Here is a 23,688-nt window from a genome sequence, read left to right as displayed (position 1 = left end):
GACTGTCCCCAAGTGCCGGCAGGAAAGGAACGTCCCCAAGTGCCGACATATTGGGACAGTCCTTGCCGGCACGACCGGCGGGCCGGCGAATCGACAAAGACTGTCTCCGATGACTAGCCGTTTAAGAACGTCCCCGATGACCAGGTAGCTAGGCGTGGGATTTGGCGCGGGTGAGGGCCAGGCCTACGGCGGCGATGGCGGCGGCGAAGAGCACCGTGACGCCCAGGTCGCAGGCGATGTCGCCCAACACGGTGGCCGTTAGATCCGAGGCAAGCGCCTTGCCGATCGCGTCGTTCACCCAAAACGTCGGCACAAAGTGCGCCACCGTCTGCACGGCCGAGCCCATGAGCGACAGCGGCATCCAGGCGCCGCCCAAAAACGTCATGAGCATGCCGAGTAAGTTGCCCACGCCGTTGATCAGCTCCTCGCGCGCGCCCAAGCTCGACAGGGTAAAGCCAACGGCCAGCGGCGTGCACGCCAGGGCAAGCGTCGCCGCCAGCGCCAGGCACACGCGACCCACACCGACCTCGGCGACCGCGCCGGCAAAGCCCACGACACCCACCATGCTCGACACGAACCAGATGCAGACGGTAAGCACCGCGGCAGCCGCGAACACAGCAAGCGAACGCTGGCGCTCGGAGACCGGGCCGGCCTCCATGCGGCGCACGCGCTCGGGCTCGTTCATACCCGAAAACACCAGTCCCACCGAAACGATGACCGATGAGATGATCGCGTACGCGCCAAAGTTGAAGTACGACTCGAGCGTGGCTGCGGCAGTCGAGTCAACCTTGACCTGCTCGATCTGGACCTCCGCGCGCTTTGCGGCGGCGTGCTCGGCGGTCTTGGCGACACTGGCCCCGGAGGCAGCAGGCTCAAGCACCGCCGCAGCGCCCGCGAGCGAGATCCACCGCGAAACCTCGGCAGACGAAAGCGCCGCCGCCATGGTGCCGGAACCGTAGGTCACATCGAGCTTGGGCAAGTCCTCCCCCGCACGGGCGGCCGCAACAAGATCGTCCTCAAACCCCTCCGGGATAAAGAACACGCAGTCGGCGCTGCCCTTGGCGCTGTTGCTCTTGGAGAGCGCGTCCGCAAGGTCGTACGTGTCGTCGCCGACGCCCGTGACCAGGTCAAAGCGCGAACCCAGGTGCCTGGTAAGCGCACGCGAAAGATCGCTGCCGTCGCGGTCGACCACAATCACGTTGGCGTCGTAGGGCTTGTACTCGGTCAGCTGCGACGAGTTCCAGCTGACCGAGGCCGCAATGAACACGCCCATGAGTGAAATGAACACCGTGTAGATGAGCAGGTAGAACGGGTGCGCGAGCGCCATGCGAAGCGCGGTCTTAAAGGTGCTCATAGCGGCTCCTTCCAAAGATCAGCGTAGCGGCGGCGACAAACACCAGGGCCATGAGGACAAGCGCACCGGCGCGAACGACAAAGGGACCCAGATCCTCAAAGAAATACAGGCGGTTGAACATATCGCAGATGAGCTTGACGGGGTTGAGCCAGCACTCGGCCGGACAGGCGCGGGCAACATCGTCGGCAAGCGCCATCGCCGGCTCGCCGTAGAGTCCGGCGAACAGGGCGCACGTGGTGGCAAAGCCCGTGAGGATGCCCGATTTGGACGCCTTGCCGCCCTTAACGGGAAGCGTCCCCACAAAAAGCCCCAGGCCCGTGGCAGCAAGCGCAGATGCGGTGCCGCCCGCCAGGCACAGCCCCTCGCGCCCGCCAAAGTCGATGCCGACCACCAGGCGCACGTAGCCGATCGCGATCGCCATCGAGGCAAATGAGACCAGCCACGAGCCGACAAAAATGCCGGCCAGCGACGCCGTCTTGGAGACGCCGCCCACGCAGCGGCGCGCGCCGAGGCCGGACAGATTGGGCTGCAGATCGACGACGGCCAGGGCCGCAAACTCGGAAGACATCATCGCGACCAGGCCAAAGAGCGCGTAATAGTAGATGGTCGTACCGTCGGGCGTGGTGCGCGTAAGGCTCACGCGGCGAGTGCCGCCCTTAAGCGACAGGGCGCGCGCAACCGCCTCCGGGTCGGCGAGCGCCGCCGGGTTGTCCTGGGCAATCTGGCGCATGAGCTCGGCATTTTGCGTATACGAGCTCGCCACCGTCTCCAGGATGCTGCGGTCGGTGAGCACCGTACTGGCGCGCGAGCTATCGTAGCTCGAAAGCAACGTAAGCTTGGGCGCGCCCGCGTCGTCGACCGCGTAGACGCCCGCAACCTCGCCGGACTTGAGCGCATGGTTCGCCTCGGCCGCGTCGTCGCACTCGTGGATCTTAAGCAGCTGGTCGTCGCCCTCCTTGGCAAGCGACGTCGCCACGTCCTTAAAGGTCGAAGCGTCCCAGGCCTCGTCGGCGACAACGGCTACCGGCACCGGATCGACCTTGCCGTCGGAGCTGAGGTTCGCAAACATAAACATGAACATCGTGGAAAGCGCAATGGGAAAGAGCGCGCCCCAGACCCATGTGCTCGGCCGGCGCAGCAGCGTCTTGACCGTGATAATGATGGTGTTGATCATGGCTGCCCCCTAGTCGCGTAGCTCGCGGCCGGTGATCTCGAGGAACACGTCGTTGAGGGTCGGCGGCTCGCTCCACACGCGACCGAGTGCCACGTCGGCGGCGCGCAGCGTGTCAAGGATGTCGACCAGATTATGTGGGCTCGCCTCGCAGGTGCAGATGAGCTCGCCGCCGGACAGCTCAACCGAAAGCACGTGCTCCAGAGCGCGCAGCCGCTCGACCGTGGCGGGCTCGACGGCGCCGACCTCGACGGTCACGCGCTCGCCCATCTGAATCATGCGCTTGAGCTCGTCGTTGGTGCCCTGCGCCAGCACGCGGCCGCCGTCCATGATCATGATGCGGCTGCAGATCTGCTCGACCTCCTCCATGTAATGGCTGGTATACACCACCGTGGCGCCCTCGTCGCGCAGGCGGCAGATGCCCTCCAGAATGGCGTTGCGGCTCTGCGGATCGACTGCCACTGTGGGCTCGTCAAAGAAGATGAGCTCGGGCTTGTGCGCGATGCCGCAGGCAATGTTGAGACGGCGTGCCAAGCCGCCCGAGAGCTTTCCGGGGCGAAACTTGGTAAAGTCGCCCAAGCCGACAAAGTCGATCGCCTCGTCCACCAGCGCGCGGCGGCGCTTGCGGTCGTTGACGTAGAGGCTGCAGAAATAGTCGATGTTTTCGCGCACGGTGAGCTCGTCAAACACCGCCACCTGCTGTGGCACCACGCCGACGCGACGCTTAAGGTCGTAGCGGGTGGGCGTCATGGGCTCGCCGAACAGCTCGATGGTGCCCTTGTCGTAAGCGAGCAGCTGCAGGATGCAGTTGATGGACGTGGTCTTGCCCGAGCCGTTGGGGCCCAGCAGGCCAAAGATCTCGCCAGGGGCAATACTCAGGTTAAAGTGGTCGAGCGCGATAAGATCGTCGTAGCGCTTGACGAGGTTTTCGACGTGGACGATATCTGTCATGAGGCGGCCCTTCTGTTGGTCGTGGCCCGGTACGATTGCATCATCGCAGGAGAGGACGGCGCGCACCAGTGAGCTTTGTCACGAGTGCGAGGGGGCAGAGGCGAAACCCCCGCTCGCGCGAGCGATCGACGCCGCTTTGCCGCGCGGGAGGAATGTCACGGTTGCCCCGGGCGGCGCCTCCCCCGCGCGCAGCATCGCGTACAATACCCGTATGAACAGGCTTTTCGACAAATCGATTGTGCTGGCGTGCTGTATTGCGGCCGCCATGGGTCTTGCCGTGGACGCTCGTCTGGTTGTGGCGTTTTGCCTTGGCGTTATGGCCACCTCGGCGTCGGAAGTCGCACGAGAAGAACACGCCCATCGCGCGAGCGAGGCCGCGAGCTACGCTTACATCATCGCTGCCGTCTTCGTGCCGCCATTTATGCCGTTCGCACCCCTTGCCTTCTATGACATCGCGCGACGCGTGCGCCGTGAACGCATCTGGCCCGCGCTGGCGATTGGCGCCGTGTTTGTCTGCGCGCTTGTCGCGGACCTTCGTGGCGGCGTGCTCACCACCCGAACGCTGTTGCTAACCGCCATCCTTTCGATCGCTGCCACGTTGCTGTCGCTGCGCACCGCGCAGCTGGAGCGCGAACAGGATCGCATGCGTCGCACCCGCGACAAGCTGCAAGAACGCGCCCTGGTACTCGAGGCACGCAACCGCGACCTCGCCGACCGCCAGGACTACGAAGTCGAGCTCGCAACGCTCGCCGAACGCGCCCGCATCGCGCGCGAGATCCACGATAACGTGGGCCACCAGCTCACGCGCGCTTCGCTCCAAACCGAAGCCTTGCGCGTGGTCCACGCCAACGAGCCCGGCGTCGCCGCCGATTTCGCCGATGTCAAACGCACGGTTGACGAGGCGCTCCAGCTCGTGCGCGCCAGCGTCCACGCGCTCAACGACAATGCAACCAACCTCTCCGTGCAGCTCGAGCGCATCGTTGAAGGCGTACGCTCGGACAGCGGCCCACAGATTGAGCTTGAAGTTTTGGCCGAGCATGCGCCCGCCAACGTCGCCAACTGCTTTGCGGCGGTCCTGCGCGAGGCGCTCTCCAACACCATGCGCCACGCTTGCGCCCAGACCGTCACCGCACGATGCATGGAGCATCCGTCGTTTTACCAGCTCATCGTTACCGACGATGGCGTGGGCGGGGTCCAAGCAATCGGCCGTGGCGCCGCGGAGGGCATGGGGCTCGCCTCCATGCGCGAGCGCATCGAGGCGCTTGGCGGCACCTTCACCGCCGGTCCGCGCGCCGGCGCCGGCGGCTGGCGCGTGTTTGCCACCGTTCCCAAACAGCAAGGAGATGAGGACCGATGAGGCTCATAGTTGTCGATGACGACCACTTGGTAGTCGATTCACTCAAGATTATCCTAGGCGCCCAGCCGCAGATCGAGGTGGTGGGTACCGGCGCCAATGGCGACGACGCGGTCGCGCTCTACGCTGAGCACACGCCCGACATCGCGCTGCTCGACATTCAGATGCCGGGGCGCGACGGACTTTCGGCGGCACGCGAGATCCTTGAGCGCGACCCTGCGGCGCGCGTGGTGTTTCTGACGACATTCTCGGATGACGAGTACATTGTGTCGGCGCTTAAACTGGGCGCCCGCGGCTATCTGATCAAAACCGATGTCTCCGCCATTCCACCGGCGTTGGCGCAGGTCATGGACGGTAAACGCGTGCTCGAGGGTAAGGCGATCGAGGATGTCGACTTTGATGGGGCGGACGCTGAAGCCGGTGCGACCCGCCGGCCCGCGGCCTTTGCCGGTCTGACCGACCGCGAGTTCGAAGTCGCCGAGCTCATCGCCCGCGGTCTCGACAACAGGGAGATCGCCGCCACAGCCTACATGGGCGAAGGCACCGTGCGCAACCACATCAGCTCGATCCTGGCCAAAATGGACCTGCGCAACCGTACGCAGATCGCCATCGCCTACCTGCGAGGGCAGTTGCCCGAAGATTGACCGCCCCGGCAGAGTAAAATGGCTGTTACCGATTTAATGCCATTTCAAAACTATGTCGGTTTACTACGATGAATCGCCCACCTTCGATCACGGCAAATTGAGCGCTTGCAAAACCGCAGGTAGAACGCTTGCGATATTTAGAAAAATGCAGTCATGGTCGGGAATGTCGAATTCGTCGTAGTAAACCGGCATAGTTTTGTTCGGTCGGCCCTGCACGAGCGCCTCCGCAAGGCTCGCGGGACCAAAATGATCTGCTTTCTTCCGCCCGCGGAGATCGGCTGACGGCGCTCGCCACGAAATGGGCCCATCTACTACGTTTGACTCGATACCCCCGACCATAACCGCTATTCATGAAAAATCGCAGGCGTTCTACCTGCGGTTTTCATTTCGCATTGCTTGCCGTGGTCGAGGGCTGCCGCCTAAACGTAGTAGATGGGCCCATTTCGTGGCAGACGAGTCACGCGATAGCCCTCGCGAGGCCAAAATAGTCCGTTTTCCTCCGTCCACGGGAGTTAAAGGGCTGTTACGGATATGCTACCATTCCAAAACTACGCCGGATTACGGAGCTAAAGTCGGAGCCCTCATCCATACCCCCTATTTTTGAAAAACAACAGGCTATCTACCTGCGGGTTTGTTTTTGCGATTTTCTGTATGGTCGGAGGTTCGCTATCCAGTCCCGTAATCCGGCATAGTTTTGTTCGCAGCGGCACAACCGCGCGCTCACGCGCGGGGCCGGGGGGGCATTTTTGCCCCGCCGGCCCCTATTCCAGTTCTACCCCTGCGCTACTCCGGCTTGGTTTCTACTGTGGGAGTCTTGTCCGCTGCGACTGGGGTGCGGGCGGTGTCCATAGTCAGGCAGTGCTTGGGGCAGCTCTCGATGCACTCACCGCACACCACGCAGGCATACGGGTCGATCGACCACGTTCCACCCTTGCGATCGACTGCGAGCGCGCCCGCCGGACAGCGACGCGCACACATGCCGCAGCAGATGCACGCGTCCATGTCGTTGACGATATGCCCGCGCAAGCGCTCGGGTGCCGCGAGCTTCTCCTGCGGATAGCACACCGTTACCGGCTGCTTGACCATAGAGCCCAAGGCCGTCTTGGCAAATGTCAGCAAACTCATGCCGCGCCTACCTTTCCGTGCAGCTAATGCAGGGGTCGATGGTCAGGATAATCATGGGCACGTTGGCAAGGAGCACGCCCTGCAGCGCATGTGTCAGACCCGCCAGGTTCTGCGACGTCGGCGTGCGCACGCGGAAGCGGTCCAGGTTCTTGGTGCCGTTACCGCGCACATAGTAATACGCCTCGCCGCGCGGCTGCTCAATCACAACCTCGCCGCGTGCGCCGTCGGCCGGCGTAAGCTTGGTGCGCCCGCCGATCCCGTCGTGCGGAATCTTGCCCACAAGCTCCTTAATGATGTCCATGGCCTGCGTGACCTCGGCACAGCGCACCTGGCAGCGGGCATAGCAATCGCCATCGGTGGCGACAACCGGCTCAAACGCAGCCAGGTCCGCATAGGCACCGTCGCTAAACATGCGCACGTCGTAGTCCACGCCCGAGGCGCGCCCAAACGGGCCGACCATCGACAGATCCAGCGCGTCCTTCTTGCTGATCACGCCCACGCCATGCAGGCGCTCGCCACAGCTGACGTCGTCCAAAAACGTATGCACCAGGGCCTCGTAGTCGGGACGCATGGCATCGAGCGTCTGGACAATGCCAGCCAGCTCGGAGTCCTCAATGTCGTGCTTTAGGCCGCCGATCTCGTTAATCGAAAGGATCACGCGACCGCCGCACGTGCTCTCAAAGATCTTGAGGATCTGCTCGCGCAGGGTCCACGAACGATAGAACAGCGCCTCGAAGCCAAAGGCATCGGCGAGCAGGCCCAGCCACAGCAGGTGCGAGTGAATGCGCGAAAGCTCATGCAAAATGGTGCGGATATACCGCACGCGGCCGGGCACCTCGATGCCGAGCATACGCTCGCAGGCGCTGGCATAGCCGCAACTGTGGCCCACGGCGCAGATGCCGCAGATGCGCTCGGCGATGTAGCCAAACTGATGCATATCGCGCTTTTCGATGAGCTTCTCGAGTCCGCGGTGCACAAAGCCGATCTGCGGAATTGCCTCGATGACGCGGTCGTCCTCGATCACCAGGTCCAGGTGGAGCGGCTCGGGCAGCACCGGGTGCTGCGGGCCAAACGGAATAACGGAACGATGTGCCATGGACCTTACGCCTCCTCTTTCTGCTTGTCGCGGGCGGCCTTGGCGGCAAGCGCCGCACGGACCTTGGCCGCTTTCTCGGGATCCATGGCGGCGAGCTTTGCCTCCATCTCGGCGGCCTTGAGCGCGGCCTTGGCAGCGGCATCGTCATGCTGAGCATCGGAGCCGGCAGCCGCAGCGGGCTGAGCGACGGTAGCGCCCGCAGCGCCCTCCCCCGCAGCAGCAGCGGCAGTGGCCTTCTCGGCTGCGGCCTTGCGCGCCTTGGCCTCGGCGGCGGCGCGGACCTTCATAGCCTTCTCGCGCGCAGCTTTCACCTCAGGCGTGATCACACTCATGGGCTCGGCGGTCGAGACCTGGTAGAAAAAGCCGTTAAAGTCGACCTGCATGTCGGTGATGGCAAGACCAAACAGGTCATGCGCCTCGTTCTCAAACGGGAACACCGCCGGATAATACGAGCTGATGGACGGAATCTCCTGGTACCGGTCGATGCCCTCGACCACCAGGTTCTCAATCGCATAGTTGCCGTCCTGCGCGATCTGCTCTTGCGCAGCACGAACGTTGATGAACGTATAGACCAGGCGATACGAGCCGTCGTCGACACAGCGCTCGGCATGCATCTGCACAAAGCGCGCGCCGGCGCCCTTGAGCGCCTGCACATGCGCCAGGAGCTCGTCGATCCCGACGGTGGTATAGATTGCCTTTTGCATTACTCGGCCTCCTTTGCAGCGGCGAGCACACCGTCAGCCGTGCCTGCGTCGACACCGGCCCCGGCCCCCGCCGCAGCCACAAACCCGTCCTCGCCCAGCTCGACGCCACCATCCCAGGTAGCGGCACCGCCCACGGTAAGCGGATCGCCACCAGCGCGCATCACGGCCTCCTTCTGATCCAGGATGCCGCACGCCTCCACAATGGCATCGATCACGGTCTCGGGGCGAATGGCGCATCCGGGCGCGTACACGTCCACGGGAATCGCGCGGTCTACGCCACCGATCACGTTGTAGGCATCGCGGAACACGCCGCCCGAGCATGCGCAAATGCCACAGGCCACCACGCACTTGGGCTCGAGCATCTGGTTGTAGATCTGGCGCACGACGGGCAGATTCTGCGCGTTGACCGACCCCGTCACCAAAAAGATATCCGCATGCTTGGGATTGCCGGTGTTGACCACACCAAAACGCTCCGCATCAAACAGTGGGGTGAGCGAGGCCAGCACCTCGATATCGCATCCGTTGCAGCTCGAGCCGTCGTAATGAATAACCCACGGCGAGCGCGACATTTTATGATCCATGGATGCCGCCTCCTAAATAAACACGTCGACGAGAATGGGCATAAGGTTGAGCAGGCCAAACACCAGCGCCACGCCCCATCCGAGCTTAAAGCAGCTGCGCCAGGTGCTGCGCGCGAAGGTGTTGTCGATCAGCACCTCGACAAAATACGTCGCGACCATCACGACCAGGGCTACGACCCAGCTCACCGGGTTGTCCCAAACAAAGAACATGCCCACCCACATCAAAAACAGCACGGTCTCGCACCAGTGCATAAGGGTCATCTTGGCCAGCGTGCCGCCGCTCATCTCGGTGGCGACGCCCTGGACAATCTCCTGATGTGCGTGATGCGAGTACGAAAGGTCAAACGGCGACTTACGCAGCTTGATGGTAAGCACCGCGAGCAGCGCGAGGAAAATGGGCGCGCTGTACACGATGATGGGGGCCGACTGCCCCGTCACGGCGATGGAATCGAAGCTGTCGGTGGCAAGGTACAGGCCCACGCTCATCAGCAGAACGGCGGGCTCGTAACTCATAACCTGCAGCAGCTCGCGGTCGGCGCCGACCTGGGCAAACGGACTTTGCGTCGAGGCGGACGCCAGCACCACAAAGATCGCGGCGAGCGTCACCATAAAGGCGCACAGCAGCGTGTTGGAACCCGACACAAAGATGCCGCCGCCCACGACGGTAAAGATGAGCGCGCACGCCATGTAGGTATCGTCCATGGTGTTTACGCTGGCAGGGGCCTTGCGCAGCAGCTTGGCAACGTCGAAGAAGGGTTGCAGCAGGCGCGGGCCCACGCGGCCCTGCATGCGGGCCGAAAGCTTGCGGTCAAGGCCGTCAATCAGGCCACCCACAAGCGGCGCAATCAAGGCAAACGCCACGGTGCCAATAAAAATGCCCACGACACCCGAACCTTCGAAATACTTACCGCGCAGCACCGAGGGCGCGCTCATGGCAAGTCTCTCGGGCCCAATCCACGCGCAACACAGCAGCGCAAACAAGATAATGCTGCAGCACACGACGCTACCCGCGGGGCCAATACGCTTCTCGCCAAGGGCGTCCTCCGAGTACCAATTGCGCTTTTCGGCCTTCACCTCGCGTCCCATCGAGCCGCGGAAATGGCGATATTTGTCGGTTCCCACACCCGAAAGATATACGTTTACGTGCGGTTTGTTGCTCACGCGGAATGAAGTCAGCAGCACCACGGCGATAAACGCCACGATAACCACCATCAGATACATGGCGTCCTTGCCAATAACGTACGGCACGCGGCCAAACACCATGGCCAAGTAAGGCGACACCAGACCGCTCGAGATAACCGGGAACGCCACGCAGCACAGAATCAGCAGCGCGGCGATGGTATTGAGCGCCATCCATTCGGTCTTATGGACATTGACCTCAACGTTTTGAGCCGTGGGGTCGACGCCCGAAAGCTTGGCAAGCCACTTACCCCAGAAGAAGAACGTCGCGGCCGAGCCAAAGGCCAGCACCATGATCATAAGCACGTTGCCAGTCTGCGCGAACGCCACCAGGGCACCCCACTTGGACACGAGCATGCCAAACGGCGCCACGAACATGCCCATGATGCCCAGCATCATCAGACGCGTCAGGTGCGGCATGCGGCTGAACATACCGTCCATGTCCTCGATATTGCGGCTGCCGATATGATGCTCGGCCGTGCCCACGCACAGGAACAGCAGCGACTTGGCCACCGTGTGGAACAGGATCAGAAAGATAGCGGCCCACACGGCCTCGGGCGCGCCGACGCCCAGGCAGGCACTGATGAGGCCCAGGTTGGAGATGGTGGAGTACGCGAGCACGCGTTTGGCGTTGCTCTGCGAGATGGCCATGAGGGCGGCGAGCAAAAACGTGATGGCACCCACGCTCGTGACCATAAAGCCGGTCACGGGATAGATGGCATAGAGCGGACTCAGCTTGACCATCAGGAACACGCCGGCCTTGACCATGGTGGACGAGTGCAGCAGGGCGCTCGTGGGAGTGGGAGCAACCATAGCACCGAGCAACCAGGTATGGAACGGCATCTGCGCGGCCTTGGTAAGGGCGGCGAGCGATAGCAGGACGACCGGCATCACCAGGAGCGCGGACTGCGTGGTGCCGGCGCCGGAAAGCTCAATCATGCCCGAGATGGTCAGCGGCATGCCGTTAAGGTGCAAGAACATAAGGCCCGCCAAAAACGCGATGCCGCCCAGCATGTTGAGGATGATCTGGGTAAAGGCGTTTTTGATGGCCTCGGGCGTGCGCGTGTAGCCAATCATGAGGAACGAGCACACGGTGGTGATTTCCCAGCCGCAGAACAGCCACTCCAGGTTGTCGCTCGTCACGATGACGAACATGGCCGAGAGGAACAGAAACATGAGCGCCAGGAACTGCGGGCGACGGTCGGGCGCGGTCTGCCCGCGCAGCGCTGCCTCGTGCTCGTCGTGGGCCTGGAAGTCCTTCATGTAGCCCAGGGCGTACACGCAGATAAGGCTGCCGACAATGCCGACGGCAAGCACCATGATCACACTCATGTAATCCAGGTAGAGCGGCGTGGCGGTGACAACCTCGGCCGCGGGCAGTGTCATAGCAGCGAAGGCAACCGAACCCACCAGCTGCACCACGCCGAGCACCGTGGTGAGCGTGCTCTTATATTTACGCGCGTTGTACAGGATGACGGCGCACAGGATCACGTCGATGACGGAGCTGATGATCGAGAGCACATGCGAGGTGCCGGGGGCAACCTCGAAGCTCTGCGGGCCCGTGCCAAAAAACATGACGGCGACTACAACCGTCACCGCCATAATGATGCCAGAGCCTACAAGCCCTAGCGCATCGCGGGCGCGGTCACCGCGCGCGAGCAGCATGCCCAGCGCCGGTACCAGCGGAAACAGGGTAAGGAAATACAGTAGCGTCATACCATCACTCCCCCATGCAAAAACGCTGCAATTGTTTAACGTTATAGCTCAGTTGAGGAGTAGCGGCGGCGGGTTTTCGGTCAACTGAGGAGTTTTAGGCGTACGGGGTAACGAGTCTGTCCGCTTTGGAGCAGAGAGGCGACGCTCCCCCTATCGCGGCGGCGGGCGCACGGGCCACTGCGCGCGGTTTATTAACCACTTTGGAGGATGTTCCAGTAGGCTCACGACGGTCCAAAAAGTTGGCGCGGCAAGAAAAATGCGCCCCTGTGGGCGCACCATCCCGTTCGCTATTCCGCCTTTTTAACGCGCGGCTTGCGACCGCGCGGCTTATCAACCAGCGCGGACTCACCGCTCTCGCGATACTGGCGGCACCAAGCCTTGACCGAAGACTCGCTGGGAATCTTGTGCTTGATCATGGCCTCGCGAACCGTTAAGCCGTTTTCCAAGCGGTCCTTGACCACGGCGAGCTTAACTTCGTACGAATAGGTGTGATGATGCGAACCGGCGTTGAGAACGGCGTCGGCACCGCCCACGGCATACGCGCGGGCCCACTGACGAGCCGTGGCCTGGGGAATGCCAAGCTCCGCGGCGAGGGTGCGATGACCGACCCCCTCTTGGAGGATCTCGACGGCGCGCTGCCTAACCTCGGGCGCATGCGTGCGAGTCCTTGTTGCTTCTGACATCCCCGCCACTTCTTAGCCCTAAACGTTTACCTGTTTTCTTACGTGCATGTTAGATAGTAGCATTTTGCTGTTTGCGCGTAGCAGTTAATTGAAAATTGCAACGGTGGCATCTGGACATTTGCCATTAATTTGTAACAGTTCTTTAGGTTTTATTTACGCAGCTAGTTGGCTCGCGGCTCATTGACGGTGTTTTACCAACCAGATTGGTATCTTTTTGTTTGGCTGGTATGGTTTGTGCAATTATTAACCCCTCGTCAGCCCGCACCTACATGTCAACTTTCCACTTACTTTCCAGCTTTCCACCTAGCTTTCCAGCTTTCCACTTAACTTACCACCTAAGGTGGAAAGCTGGAAAGCTAGGTGGGAAGCTGGGGCAGCAGCAGGCCAGGAGAACAAGAAAAGGGGCGGCAACCGGGTGGTTGCCGCCCCCTTTGCGAAGCCAGTTGGCTTCGGAACTAGTGGTCGATGCCGTTGAGGTTCACCCTCGTGAGCGTATAGGTCACATAGTCGGGCGATTGAGGCGTTGCGCTCGCCACGTCACCCTTAACCAGGCTCGCTGTCATCACCAAGCGATAGTTCGCGTAGAACTGCTCACGCTGTTCAACCTGCGTGTTGACCTTAACGGTAAAGGGCAGGCTAAACGTCGTATTACCGTTCTTCGTTTTGAACTTGCCGTTCTCCTTCGAGTCAGTGAAGGTGATCGTGCTACCGGAGGGAGCGACCGCGGCAAGCTTACTCTCCGTCACTGTTACGTAGTTTGAGATATCATCCGTTACGCTCTCATACGTGCCGTCGGTTCCGCGGCGCTGAAGCGAGAGCGTGTACACAACAGAGTCTGCGTTCGCAATTGCCTCGGCGGCGTTGCTGAGTCCACCCAGTTCATACGTGGCACCCAGACCAATCGTGCCATTCGCGATCGGACGCAGGTCGTCCACGTTAATGCCAAGCTGCGACTTATCTGGCGCAGAAAGCGTAATGGTCGTATCACCCGTGTCCATGCGATAGTACCCGACGTTACCGCGCTTCGTCTGCGTCAGGCTCGAGGTATTAAGGCCTTCCTTACACGTCGAAAGCTTGGCGGTATAGGACATCTTGGTACAGGCGTCCTCGCCAGACTGCTTGGACAGGGAGATAACCTTGTTGCAGCCGTCCGGCGTAAGGCGAATCTCTTCCACTACCGTACGCACGGTAAAGGATCCGCCCGCTGCACGCTTGCGGATTCCGGCAAGGTCATGGTCGAGCGTGAGCCTCAGTGAGTCATCACCCGTATCCGTCACAATCTGTGTAAACGCAGGCGTCGAAGCGTCATACGGCTCCCAATCGCTGCCACTCCGCCTGTAGTTCTGATTGCCGATGGCAACATAGAACTTCGCAATTGCCGAAGTTCCGCTCGGGAAACTGCTTACTCCCATTAGGTTGTTGTTGGCGCCATAGCGACACAGCGATGTATCGAGCTGATAGAACAGATGGTCGCTCTCTGTATAGTATTGGCTCGGGCTAAACGTAACCGTATCCATGACATCGAGAGAAAGAACGTAGGCGGCACCGTCCTCCGACTTCGAAACCGGAATGCACGCCCCATCTTTTTTGTCGACTACATTCTGCTCATAATTGGACAAGATGCTGTATGTCGATGCCGTACTGTTTTGAATATCGTCGCTGCCATCGGTGCGTAAAACATGATGCAGATTCCAAGATATGCGGCCACCCGAAGAATTCGAGTCAATAGACGAAGCCGTAAAACCGTTGATACTAGCTTGCGTCACGCCGTCGCCCGACTTGGGCACGTTGACAACTAGGTAGACGCTCTCCGATGCACGCTTCTCTCTGCCGGTATCCTTCTCCTTGGGTACCTTTAGCGTATAGCGACTGTTGCTGGGAACGTCAGCACCCGCAACCTTAAACAGCGTCCACTTGCCATCGAGTTTCGCTTTAGCGGTCGCCTCTGCCTCGTTATCACACACGGTCCATGTGCCGGCGCCATCCTGCGTGGCCGACACACCCAAGATCTCGCTCAGCCATCGCTCCTGATATGGATTGCCCGCAGAATCCTTAAAGCCGTCGTTTCCGCTCAGGGAAACGCTCGTTGCTCCGCCTTCGCCCACCGTATAGTGATACTCTCTGCCACCGGCCTTGCCATCAACGTTCGCATCGATGAGCGTAAGCTGGGTGCCCTGGGGCAACCTTCCGTCGGCACCATTGAAGAGGATACTCTTGCCGAGCCCCTTCATCGAGCCGCCAGCAGCCATATAGCTGTCCCAGCCAAAGTCGACTTCCTTCCCATTGGCAGAATTGTATGTCCAGGTAAGCAGACCCGTCATCGGCTCGCCAAAGCTCGTAAGCACGTGTGCATCTTTTCCAAGGTTAGCGTAGTCTTTTTCTTTAAATTGAGTGCCGTAATCATACGTTGCAGTGAAATCGATCTCGAGCTTGCGCTTAACGATGATCGGCACCTGAACGTTGTAGCTCTGACCCGCCTCGGTAAAGGTAACGGTCAGGAGCGTAAAGCGACCTTTGCCGTTGTCCCAATCGGAGCTTGGGCTAAACGACATATTGTTCTTGCCATTGTTCACTACGCGAAGCGTGGGATTGTTCGACGCGTCACCGTCTTTAACGAACACACCGTCCTTGAGTTGGAAAACCTCTGCTTTGGCCGTCACGTGCGGATTGGTGCCATTCTCGTTATTCAATCTGCAGGCATCGGAGAAGCCGCCGTTCGTGACGATGTTTAGATAGCTCTTGACCGTCGTGTTGTCGTTGCCAGAGATCACCAAAACGGGGAAATCCGCTGTGGCTTGGTTGCTGCTTGTATCATTATTCGAATTGAACTTACTGGCCACGGATGAGGCATCGTAGCTCGACTTATTTTGATAGGCGCCGTTGTCATTAATGCCGCCGATATTCGTGTAGGTGTAGCGATCGGCAACACCGGTGCCTGCCTCGCTCTGGACGGTCGCCGCGGTGTCGATGGTGGCGCCGTCGCCAAACAGGTAGCGATCGGTGGTGTCGTTGTCGGAGGCACGCGCCGCCAGCGTGCTTACGGGGCTCGTGGTCACATACGGGCTCGCTGCCGTGGTGGCGGTATTGTCCGCGCCGTAGAGCGTGATCCCCTTGTCAGGTGCTTCCAGTGTGTCGTTATAGTCACCAAACGCGATATACGACTTCATGTTTACGGCGGCCGCATTGGTCGTGTAAACCATCGGCGGCAGATCACGCGTGGTCTTGCCGTTGCCGAGCTTTACGTTCACGCCCGCTGCGGAGAGGCTATAGCCGTTTGTGTCAACCTCGCCTAAGAGCACGCCCTGCTTAGAGCCCAATTTGTAGGTATTGCTGTCCATGAGCACGTTTACCAGATGGAACTGGCCGCGTCCGTCGCCCGCAATGCCGCCGTTGGAGGTTCCGCCAAACGTTGTGTTAGATACCTTTGTGTTGGTGACGTTGATGACGTCGGCACCGCTGTTAATCGCGCCAAGTAGACCGCCGCTCCACCTGCCCTTGATCGTGGCGCTCTCAATCGCGATATTGTTGCAGGCTATGTTCACATTGCTGAAGTAGTAGCCGATAAGTCCGCCCGAGCATTGGTCGGTGCCGGCAATGTTGATATTCTCGACGCTACAGCCCTCAAACCAGTACGTGTTGGGGCTGCCACTGCTCGTGACCTCGCCAATCAAGCCGCCCGCATTACGGATGCTATTGTTCGTTCCGGTGGCATCGCCGATGATGGCGCTCTTGGCATCGCCTCCGGCATCAATGCGCACGTTGCTTATAGAAATAACGCCTCTATAGGCGCTTCCGACCACACCGCCGGCGCCCATGTACTTATCGGTGTTCGACCCGGTGGCGAGTACATTTACCCCAGAGATGACTGCCGTGCTCGATGCGACGGCTTCCGTGATGCCAATTTTGGTGTTCACCGATACGTTACTGGAGGTATAACCGAACACGCCGCCCACGTAGGGTGTTGTACCCGTGGCGGTTATGGTCGAGTTTTTGCCAATAGTCTTCTCGTATACCCCTGTGGCCGCGGTTGTCCACACGCCGCACGGCGAGGCGATCGCACCCACATAGCCGCCAACGTACTTCTCGCCCGTGACGCTAAGGCCAGTGTATGAGCAGTCACAGAGATTCGCGGGCGCCTGCGTGCCGGAGCCGAAATTGACCATATAGGTCACGTCGTTATCCGTCCTTCGGCTGGTACGGCCCGAGCTGCCAAGAAGCCCTCCTACGCTCTTTGCGCCCAACACGGTGCAGTTCTTCATCTGTACGTTGCGGTAGACGCCGCGCGTGTTGCCGTCGTAGTTGGCCGTTGCGCCCGCCAAAAGGCCGGTGCCGATGAGGTCGTTCGATGCCGGTCCCGAGGCAATGCTACCGTTGGCGTCTTTGTACGTGAGCGATACGTTGCAGTTACTAAAGGTGAGGTCTTTGACCTGAGCGCCGTCATTCGCGGTGACGCTCTGCCCCACATTGGTTGAGGTGAACATCACGGTGCTGAATAGGCCGCCCACGCCCGAGACCTTATAGTCGTCATCGGCATATTCGACGACGCCGTAAGTGGCATCTTTGGTGCCCACCGTGATGGTGGCCCCGTTGCCGTCGATCGTTGCCACGTGCGGCGTGATGCGGTCGCGATCGGTGGACGCCTCGTTCGAGCTGCAAGCATTGGAATAGTAACGGCCGCTGAGACCCACGTATCCCGTGCCGTAGCCAGTCATATCATAGGTGGCATTTTCCTTGAACTCCAGGCTCATGCCGATCGATTTCGACGCGCACACGTAGCCCGTTTGGTAGTCGGCAGCGTAGGACGCCACCAGGTAGGGCGAATTTACATCGTCATCATGGTTGAGCGGGCCGTGCCACCCCTGTTTGCCCGGGGCCTTCTGGTCATCGTTTTTGGCGGTTTCGAAATCGCCGGAAGCGCTCGCAGGCTTGCCCACGCAGTCGTAGCTGGCATTTCGCACCTTACCATATTCCTTGTTGCCAAACAGGTAGCCGTTTATCGCCGGGTCCTGCTTATCGCTGCCCCAGTACGCCTTGGAGCCGCGGAACACGCCATAATTAGCGTAGTCAGTATGTGCCGCTCCAGCACCCGCACCCGAGCTAATGATGGCCGAGAGCACCAAAAGGCCCTGGGCGTTTTCCACCGTGGTCACGGGTGCCTCGGCATCAGTGCCGATATACTTGTTGTCGGTGCCCGTGGTAGTGACGCAGGCAGCTCCCTTGTTTGTGAGCTCGTTGATCTTGTAGTTAGCGTTACCGTTTTCGACTTTGCAGCCCTCGCTAAAGGCATAGCCATCAATCACACGACCAACGTAGGGATTGTCGTACTGCCGGAAGTTGCCCGTTCCAAGACCCTGAGACTTGTCGCTGGTTCCAGCGCGCCAAGACGTCCCTGACATATTGCGGAAGATCACACCGCCGCCCGCAATGGCACCAACGTAACCGCCGATGGGAACAAGATGTGGCTTAGTTCCGCCACCAGCAACCGTAAAGCCGGTTGTGGAGTTATCGGGCGTTGTCCCATTCACGGCCACACCGTCGATAATGTTATCGCCGCCAAGGATGCAGCCGATAACGCCACCGAAGAACGACGTCGGAACACCGTCGGCATCCTTGGCAGAATAAGTAATAGTCGCCGACGCGTTCACATAGCGAATATTCAGATCGCGCACCACGCTGCCGTAACTATAGGGAATAAGGCCGCGAAGCGAACCCTCGTTATTCTCTATCTTGATGGTTGCCTTTTTATCACCTTTAGGGTTGCCAACGATGACGCCACGGAACGGGTTGGCTTTGTTGCCAAAACCGCCAAACGATGCGCCGTCGAGGGTGATCGTATTACCCCCGGTAGGTTCAATACTGTAGTACGCGCTTTGGATATAGCGGTGCATCATCTCGTCGGAAAGTGTGGCCGAAGGATCTGTGGTGTCGCCGGTCTTCTTTTCCCACTTCTTCCCAGTGTCTTTCGCCTGCTTATAGACGTACGTAACCTCATTGTCGGTTTTATTGTCGCTGCGGCGAGTACAGAGCGTACTCTGGTTGACGGCAATGGTGACCTCCCAACCGTCGAGCGCAGTTTGGTTGTTGATGTAGTTGGCGATGGCGTTCATCTCAGTCGCGTCCTTAACGGCATACGGATCGCCATATGTGCCGCATCCCTCTACCAGCTTTGGAATGCGCTGGTTGACTTTAATTTCATGATATTGGACGCCGCTCTCGGTGGCCTTTCCCTTATAAACATAAGGAAGATAGCCACCAAACCAAGGCCTGACGTCACCGTCCTTCTTACCATCAACCGTCACATAGCCGCTCACGGCACCATACGTCGCTTCGTCGTAATACCAAAGCTGCTTGCCCGGGTACTCCGTACTCCCATCAATCTCAGATCCGTATGTCACCTTGCCTGCATCGGCATCGGCATCGGCCTTAGTAAAGGTGTAGTCCGCAGAGCCCGTGCTCGTGCTTCCGTAGCCAAAACTCTCCAGCAGGCTCGCATGGGTGAAGATCGTTTTGTTCTTTTGGCTGGGCAAGCTGATTTGCTCAAACTTTGCCGTCACCTGATCGGCCTCACTGCCTACACCAAGCTTTCCGAACAGCGACGTAGCCGCCTTGGTGTCACTCGTGTACCCAGTAGTCTTGATATTCTTCGCGTTCAGGCTCACGTACTTCTGCATCTCGTTGATGAGCAGAGGCATATAGGCGTTAGCATCCGTGGCGCTGTTGGCGCCGTCGACAATCAGATTGTTGAGCGTAAGACCATCAATTGAGATCTTTCTAATCTTGGTGCCATTGCCGTCGCTGGACCCATACACGTAGCGGCACACGAGCGCGCCCGAAGAGCTTCCGCTTGCTCCATCAGTGTCTTCAGAGCTCTTTCCGTCATTAATAACGGGCCCAACAGTACCACGCAAAGTGACGTTTTTTACTGTGAGATCGCCGTTTGCCACCGTTCGAAAAAGACCGCAGTGCATGTTCTCGTGCTGGGTAGCATCGGAATTTAGCTTGTTGCCATTCTGCTCGGCCTTGATCTTGGAGTAACAGAAGGTAATGGTCGCATTCTCAACCGTCACCTCTCCGCTCGGCTGAGTGGGATAATAGCTGTAGCCGGCCAAATCGATTGTACCCGTTATGGTTATGGAATCATCGAGCCCTGTCGTGCCATTGGGAACGATTGTCGAACGAATACCTTCGGGAGCATAACGGTAAGCAGACCATAAGAGCAGCTTTTCCGCTGTATCGATTTGACTGCCACTAAAGCCGCCTTCACAATTCTTAGAGGCTATGTCGAGGTTGTAGAAGTAGCGGGTATTGCCGTTCGTATTCTGGCTTCGACCGAAAGACGAGCGATTATGGTAGCTGTTGTCTTTTGTGGAATCGCCGTCCATGTCCAGCTTGTTTTTCTGTGTGTGTAGCGAAACGACCGTGTTCCAGTCGGCGTCCATGAGCTTGCTGCCGTTGTTTGGTTTTACACCGCTGCCAACCCATTCATCGAAGGACGTTACGCCCGACGCAACGATGGCCCCCTCGCCGGTGGGCACCCTATAGGCGGTATCCCAATAAGCCCTGTCCTCCAAGTACAGGCCTAGGTAGCTCTCGACGCCATATGTCGTCTTATCATCCACCTTGCAGCCGCGGCAAACTAGAACGCCGAGCGTCTGAGCGGCGCCCGCATTAATGGTTGTGCCCGAGAGATCGATGGCATAGTTGTTGATAATCCAGTGGCCGCTCGCGGCGTATACAAGACCACCGAGTTCCTTGGAATCATCCGCAGTCGCGGTTATAGAAGCGTTGGTCGTTTTCAGAGCATAAGAGTTTTCATTCTTGTTAATGCTCTCATCTCCGATAGTTACGACCGCGTTGCCCCAGCTATAACCCAAGAAACCACCCGTGCCATTGAGCTTATCGCCGTTCCTGCCGACTTTCATTTCGAATGAATTGAACGAAAGGCCCGAAATGTTCACGTACTTATCAGCTGAGTTGGCTATTGTCCCTGCATTGTAGGTACTCTGTGCGATGCAGCCGATAAGACCACCGACTTGGGCAATCTTGCCGCCGGCGCAATCGCCAGTTTCGATTGATCCGGCGACTTCGAGGCCCGCAACATTGAATGACGAGCCATAATCGCCCGCATAACCAATGGCGCCGCCAATGCGACTATTGCCGTTAAGCGTTTTAGTTGCAGCGATGGTCGCTTGAGCCTTGCTGTTATCCTTAAACGCAACCGTAGAAGCCGCCAGCACGCTGCCCGCAATACCGCCAATGTTCACGTCATTGGCAAACGTATCATCGCACGCGATATTCGTTTTGCACGTTACGCCAGACAATGACAGGTTGCCGACGATGGCACACGCAAGCGACCCGGCATCGATAGCCGAACCGTTATCGAACTTCATGGAGCCAGCGATTGTGACGTTGGAGATGGTTGCACCGTTGACGGCCGCGAACAAGCCCAAGCGGCCGTGGCGGTAGATTTTGCCGTTGCCGTTGCTCGTGTTATTGCCGTCGAGCACGTCTTCACCACGCTTGCCGTACGCCTCGCCGACGGCAAGATTGATTGTGCCGCCACCGTTCAACGTTCCCGAGAAAACTTGCGAGCCGTCTGCACGATCCTGCGTGAAACCCGTCAGGCCCGTGCCCTTGAGATCAATAGTGCCGTTCACCGTAATGGTCGAGGACTGCAAGCCGTTAAGGTTGTTTTCGGTAACGCCGTCAACCATCGAGTAGTAGCCGTTGGTTTGCCAGGTAATCGCAAGCTTGGCGAAATCCTCAGCTGTGGTTAGGGCGTAGGCACCGTTAGCTGCCGTCAGCGAATCCGGCAAGGTCAACTTATGAGTGTCCACATCAAGCTTAATGAAGTCGCCGCCCAGACGAACAACTTCACCGTAGGTCGCGATGTCGTCCGTCTTTGAGGCTGAGTTGCTACGCTTGAAGGTCCAGACCGCAGCGCCCTTGTCTCCCAGATCACCATTAGAGCCATTGCCGGCAGCGAAGATCAGCGCGTTGTGGTTCTCGTATACGAGCTGACCCGTCGTGGCGTTCTCGGCAAAACTTGCGCCCGACAGATCCGTGATGCCGCTGAATTTGATTACAGCATTCCACGCGGATCCCGCAATTCCCGCGGCACGGTTGCTTTGCGCCTTACCGATAGGATTGTCGCTTGTAAGTTTGAAATCTCGCACGTCAAGGACATTGCGCGTATCGACAACGCCCACGGCGCCACCGAACTTTCCGGTACCCGTTCGCGCCGAAGCATCTCCCTTGCACGCAACCGTCACGCCGTTGAAGACAACGGCAACGGGCTGCGAGTTAGGATTTGCGCTATCGCCAACATAGCCAACAACGCCGCCTGCGTCGGACAACTTGCTCGCAAGGTCAAACTCAATTGAGCACGTATTCTTATTATCTGCATCCTTTTCAACAACAAAGGCGCGCAAAGCGCCGTCGTCGTCCGTTTTCGTCGCGAACACCTTGCCGACAAGGCCGCCGTAGCTGCCGTTGACACTAACATCTTCTGGTAAGGCGAGTTTGCTCTTATACGTCCCGCCTTGCACCACGATGTCTCCATTAGAGATATCGGCCATGCCAAAAAGAGCGCCGGCGCGCTGCGACGCACCAAGAGTCACAAGGTCGCCCAGGTCGAACATATTGGACGTAACGGCAAATCCTTGCGCAAAGCTCACGTCGCCGATAACGCCACCAGAGCAAGCGCTGTTCTCGTCGCCAATATTTAGAGGACACCCAATCTGCTTATTATCCGCGCCCAGTGTGAGCACGGTCGCTTTACCAATAAAACCGCCGCTGGCAGTTGTGCCCTTGACGGTGAGCGCGTGTAGGTCGAGAGCTTTCGCGACGTTGACCATGGCACCCGTGCTCGAGCCAACGAGTCCTACAACGCCACCGGCGGAGCCGTTCGTAGACTGGACGGTGGCGGTGGGAACGTTTGCCAGAGTGCCAATGCTCAGGGTCGCACCGTCCTTGACTTCGCCTACGAGCAGGCCAGCGTTGCCAGAGCTCGTTTTGACGGCTCCGCCTGAGGTCAGATCGTTGGGGAACGTGACGGACTCAACCGTCAAGCTCCCGCTCTCGACCGTGTTGGCAATCAAGCCAATGTTGCCCGTCGCATTCGCGTTGAGATTCTTTCGAGAATCGGTGAGGCTATAGGTAACGTTCGCAGCAAGGTCGCCCGTCGTCGCACCCAGGAGGGGTGCCGTCAAGGCGGAAGTCGCATCCTTCACATCAACGTTCACGGGTTCCACGATGTCAACCGACGCGATGAGTGTCTTGCTCTCTTCGCCGTTTTCCGCACCGCTGACCTTCGAAGCGACCATCGGTGCGCTATAGCTAGTCGCGCCTACCCACTTTATCCTGACCGTTTTGTTTTGGTCAGACAGCTTGAGGTTATTAAAAACCGTCCGATCAGTCGTAAGCTCGACGGGACTATCAACGTCCCTATAGATCCTGCCTTCAAACGGACATTCATCACTGCCAAGACCCTGGAAAGACATGCCGTTATTAGCCGACTCGGTGAGCTTCGCATCGCCCGTGATGATAACCTTGATCTGCGCATCATAGTAAAGCGAAGCGTCGGCGTTAGACAGGACGGCGAACGCCTCCGACGACTTGACATCGAGGCTTCGGATTCCGCTCTCGTCGTCTTTGCGCACGATGCTTTCCGCGCCGTTCTTCTCGAGCAGCTCGACGAGCTTATTCAAATCCGTGATCGTCGCACCCGCCTGGGCATCAGCGTCCTCCGAAGTCGCATCATCGGCATCTTGCTCGGCGTCGTCAGCGGCGGCATCGTCAGCGGCATCGTCGCCTTCCGTCTGGTCGCCCGTGGAATCGGAACCAGTGGCGCTATCGGTGGTATCGCCTGCTGCAGCGTCATCCTTCACCGCGTCATCCCCAGCACTGTCGCTGTCGGCGCCGGCATCACTCGACCCAGACCCGATCGTGACATCGCCGTTGGTCTCGCCGCTCTCGGCAGTATCCAACGCCTTCGCAGATGCGGCAGCAATCTCGTTCGAGATGTTCTGCCAGCCTGCCGCCACAGCAGCCACCGTGGGCGAGCATGCTTGGAGCACCATGACCACCGTCATGAACTCTGCGAATATGCGCTTTGCCGTTCTCATCGAT

The 23,688-nt window shown here is 59.3% G+C and carries 12 protein-coding genes; 2 read left to right on the top strand and 10 right to left on the bottom strand.

What is annotated here, in order from left to right; all coding sequences use genetic code 11:
* Window positions 1-148: 148 nt before the first annotated feature.
* From DXD56_RS05715 to DXD56_RS05705, 3 genes are read right to left on the bottom strand one after another with little or no spacing between them, the layout of a single operon-like run.
* Window positions 149-1,354 (bottom strand): ABC transporter permease, encoded by a 1,206-nt coding sequence (locus DXD56_RS05715; protein WP_117630025.1) that lies wholly within the window; start codon window positions 1,352-1,354, stop codon window positions 149-151.
* Window positions 1,341-2,528 (bottom strand): ABC transporter permease, encoded by a 1,188-nt coding sequence (locus tag DXD56_RS05710; RefSeq protein WP_117640504.1) that lies wholly within the window; start codon window positions 2,526-2,528, stop codon window positions 1,341-1,343. Before DXD56_RS05710 ends, DXD56_RS05715 begins: the two co-directional genes overlap by 14 nt.
* Before the next feature lie 9 nt (window positions 2,529-2,537).
* Window positions 2,538-3,476, bottom strand: coding sequence for an ABC transporter ATP-binding protein (locus DXD56_RS05705; RefSeq protein WP_117630027.1), 939 nt, complete (start codon window positions 3,474-3,476; stop codon window positions 2,538-2,540).
* 211 nt (window positions 3,477-3,687) lie between these two features.
* On the opposite strand from DXD56_RS05705, the gene DXD56_RS05700 reads away from it, so the two are divergent.
* Together DXD56_RS05700 and DXD56_RS05695 are read left to right on the top strand one after the other, a co-directional pair.
* Entirely contained in the window at window positions 3,688-4,833 is a 1,146-nt protein-coding gene (locus DXD56_RS05700; RefSeq protein ID WP_158549351.1) for a sensor histidine kinase, read from the top strand.
* Window positions 4,830-5,474, top strand: a complete 645-nt coding sequence (locus DXD56_RS05695) for a response regulator transcription factor (protein ID WP_117630029.1) — start codon at window positions 4,830-4,832, stop codon at window positions 5,472-5,474. Before DXD56_RS05700 ends, DXD56_RS05695 begins: the two co-directional genes overlap by 4 nt.
* A gap of 783 nt (window positions 5,475-6,257) precedes the next feature.
* On the opposite strand, the gene DXD56_RS05690 is transcribed toward DXD56_RS05695, so the two are convergent.
* From DXD56_RS05690 to DXD56_RS05660, 7 genes are all read right to left on the bottom strand, one after another.
* On the bottom strand, window positions 6,258-6,599 hold the full coding sequence (locus DXD56_RS05690) for a 4Fe-4S dicluster domain-containing protein (protein WP_117630030.1): 342 nt from the start codon (window positions 6,597-6,599) through the stop codon (window positions 6,258-6,260).
* 7 nt (window positions 6,600-6,606) lie between these two features.
* Window positions 6,607-7,695 (bottom strand): nickel-dependent hydrogenase large subunit, encoded by a 1,089-nt coding sequence (locus DXD56_RS05685; protein WP_117640502.1) that lies wholly within the window; start codon window positions 7,693-7,695, stop codon window positions 6,607-6,609.
* Between the two features lie 5 nt (window positions 7,696-7,700).
* A complete protein-coding gene (locus tag DXD56_RS05680; protein WP_117640501.1) occupies window positions 7,701-8,399 on the bottom strand; it encodes an NADH-quinone oxidoreductase subunit C in 699 nt (232 codons plus the stop codon).
* Window positions 8,399-8,980 (bottom strand): NADH-quinone oxidoreductase subunit B family protein, encoded by a 582-nt coding sequence (locus tag DXD56_RS05675; protein ID WP_117640500.1) that lies wholly within the window; start codon window positions 8,978-8,980, stop codon window positions 8,399-8,401. The genes DXD56_RS05680 and DXD56_RS05675 overlap by 1 nt, the downstream gene beginning before the upstream one ends.
* Window positions 8,981-8,992: 12 nt before the next feature.
* Window positions 8,993-11,875 (bottom strand): proton-conducting transporter membrane subunit, encoded by a 2,883-nt coding sequence (locus DXD56_RS05670; protein WP_117640499.1) that lies wholly within the window; start codon window positions 11,873-11,875, stop codon window positions 8,993-8,995.
* A gap of 287 nt (window positions 11,876-12,162) precedes the next feature.
* On the bottom strand, window positions 12,163-12,558 hold the full coding sequence (locus DXD56_RS05665) for a helix-turn-helix domain-containing protein (protein WP_117640498.1): 396 nt from the start codon (window positions 12,556-12,558) through the stop codon (window positions 12,163-12,165).
* Between the two features lie 455 nt (window positions 12,559-13,013).
* A complete protein-coding gene (locus DXD56_RS05660; RefSeq protein ID WP_117640497.1) occupies window positions 13,014-23,684 on the bottom strand; it encodes a hypothetical protein in 10,671 nt (3,556 codons plus the stop codon).
* Between the last annotated feature and the right edge of the window lie 4 nt (window positions 23,685-23,688).

The organism is Collinsella sp. TM06-3, assembly GCF_003436395.1.
GTDB lineage: Bacteria > Actinomycetota > Coriobacteriia > Coriobacteriales > Coriobacteriaceae > Collinsella.
Note: the sequence above shows the minus strand (reverse complement) of the source record. Positions and strands in the feature narration are given on the sequence as shown.

Bases quoted from the DNA above. Each gene is read 5' to 3' on its own strand.
- DXD56_RS05715 (WP_117630025.1), bottom strand. From the start codon at position 1,354: ATGAGCACCTTTAAGACCGCGCTTCGCATGGCGCTCGCGCACCCGTTC.
- DXD56_RS05710 (WP_117640504.1), bottom strand. From the start codon at position 2,528: ATGATCAACACCATCATTATCACGGTCAAGACGCTGCTGCGCCGGCCG.
- DXD56_RS05705 (WP_117630027.1), bottom strand. From the start codon at position 3,476: ATGACAGATATCGTCCACGTCGAAAACCTCGTCAAGCGCTACGACGAT.
- DXD56_RS05700 (WP_158549351.1), top strand. From the start codon at position 3,688: ATGAACAGGCTTTTCGACAAATCGATTGTGCTGGCGTGCTGTATTGCG.
- DXD56_RS05695 (WP_117630029.1), top strand. From the start codon at position 4,830: ATGAGGCTCATAGTTGTCGATGACGACCACTTGGTAGTCGATTCACTC.
- DXD56_RS05690 (WP_117630030.1), bottom strand. From the start codon at position 6,599: ATGAGTTTGCTGACATTTGCCAAGACGGCCTTGGGCTCTATGGTCAAG.
- DXD56_RS05685 (WP_117640502.1), bottom strand. From the start codon at position 7,695: ATGGCACATCGTTCCGTTATTCCGTTTGGCCCGCAGCACCCGGTGCTG.
- DXD56_RS05680 (WP_117640501.1), bottom strand. From the start codon at position 8,399: ATGCAAAAGGCAATCTATACCACCGTCGGGATCGACGAGCTCCTGGCG.
- DXD56_RS05675 (WP_117640500.1), bottom strand. From the start codon at position 8,980: ATGGATCATAAAATGTCGCGCTCGCCGTGGGTTATTCATTACGACGGC.
- DXD56_RS05670 (WP_117640499.1), bottom strand. From the start codon at position 11,875: ATGACGCTACTGTATTTCCTTACCCTGTTTCCGCTGGTACCGGCGCTG.
- DXD56_RS05665 (WP_117640498.1), bottom strand. From the start codon at position 12,558: ATGTCAGAAGCAACAAGGACTCGCACGCATGCGCCCGAGGTTAGGCAG.
- DXD56_RS05660 (WP_117640497.1), bottom strand. From the start codon at position 23,684: ATGAGAACGGCAAAGCGCATATTCGCAGAGTTCATGACGGTGGTCATG.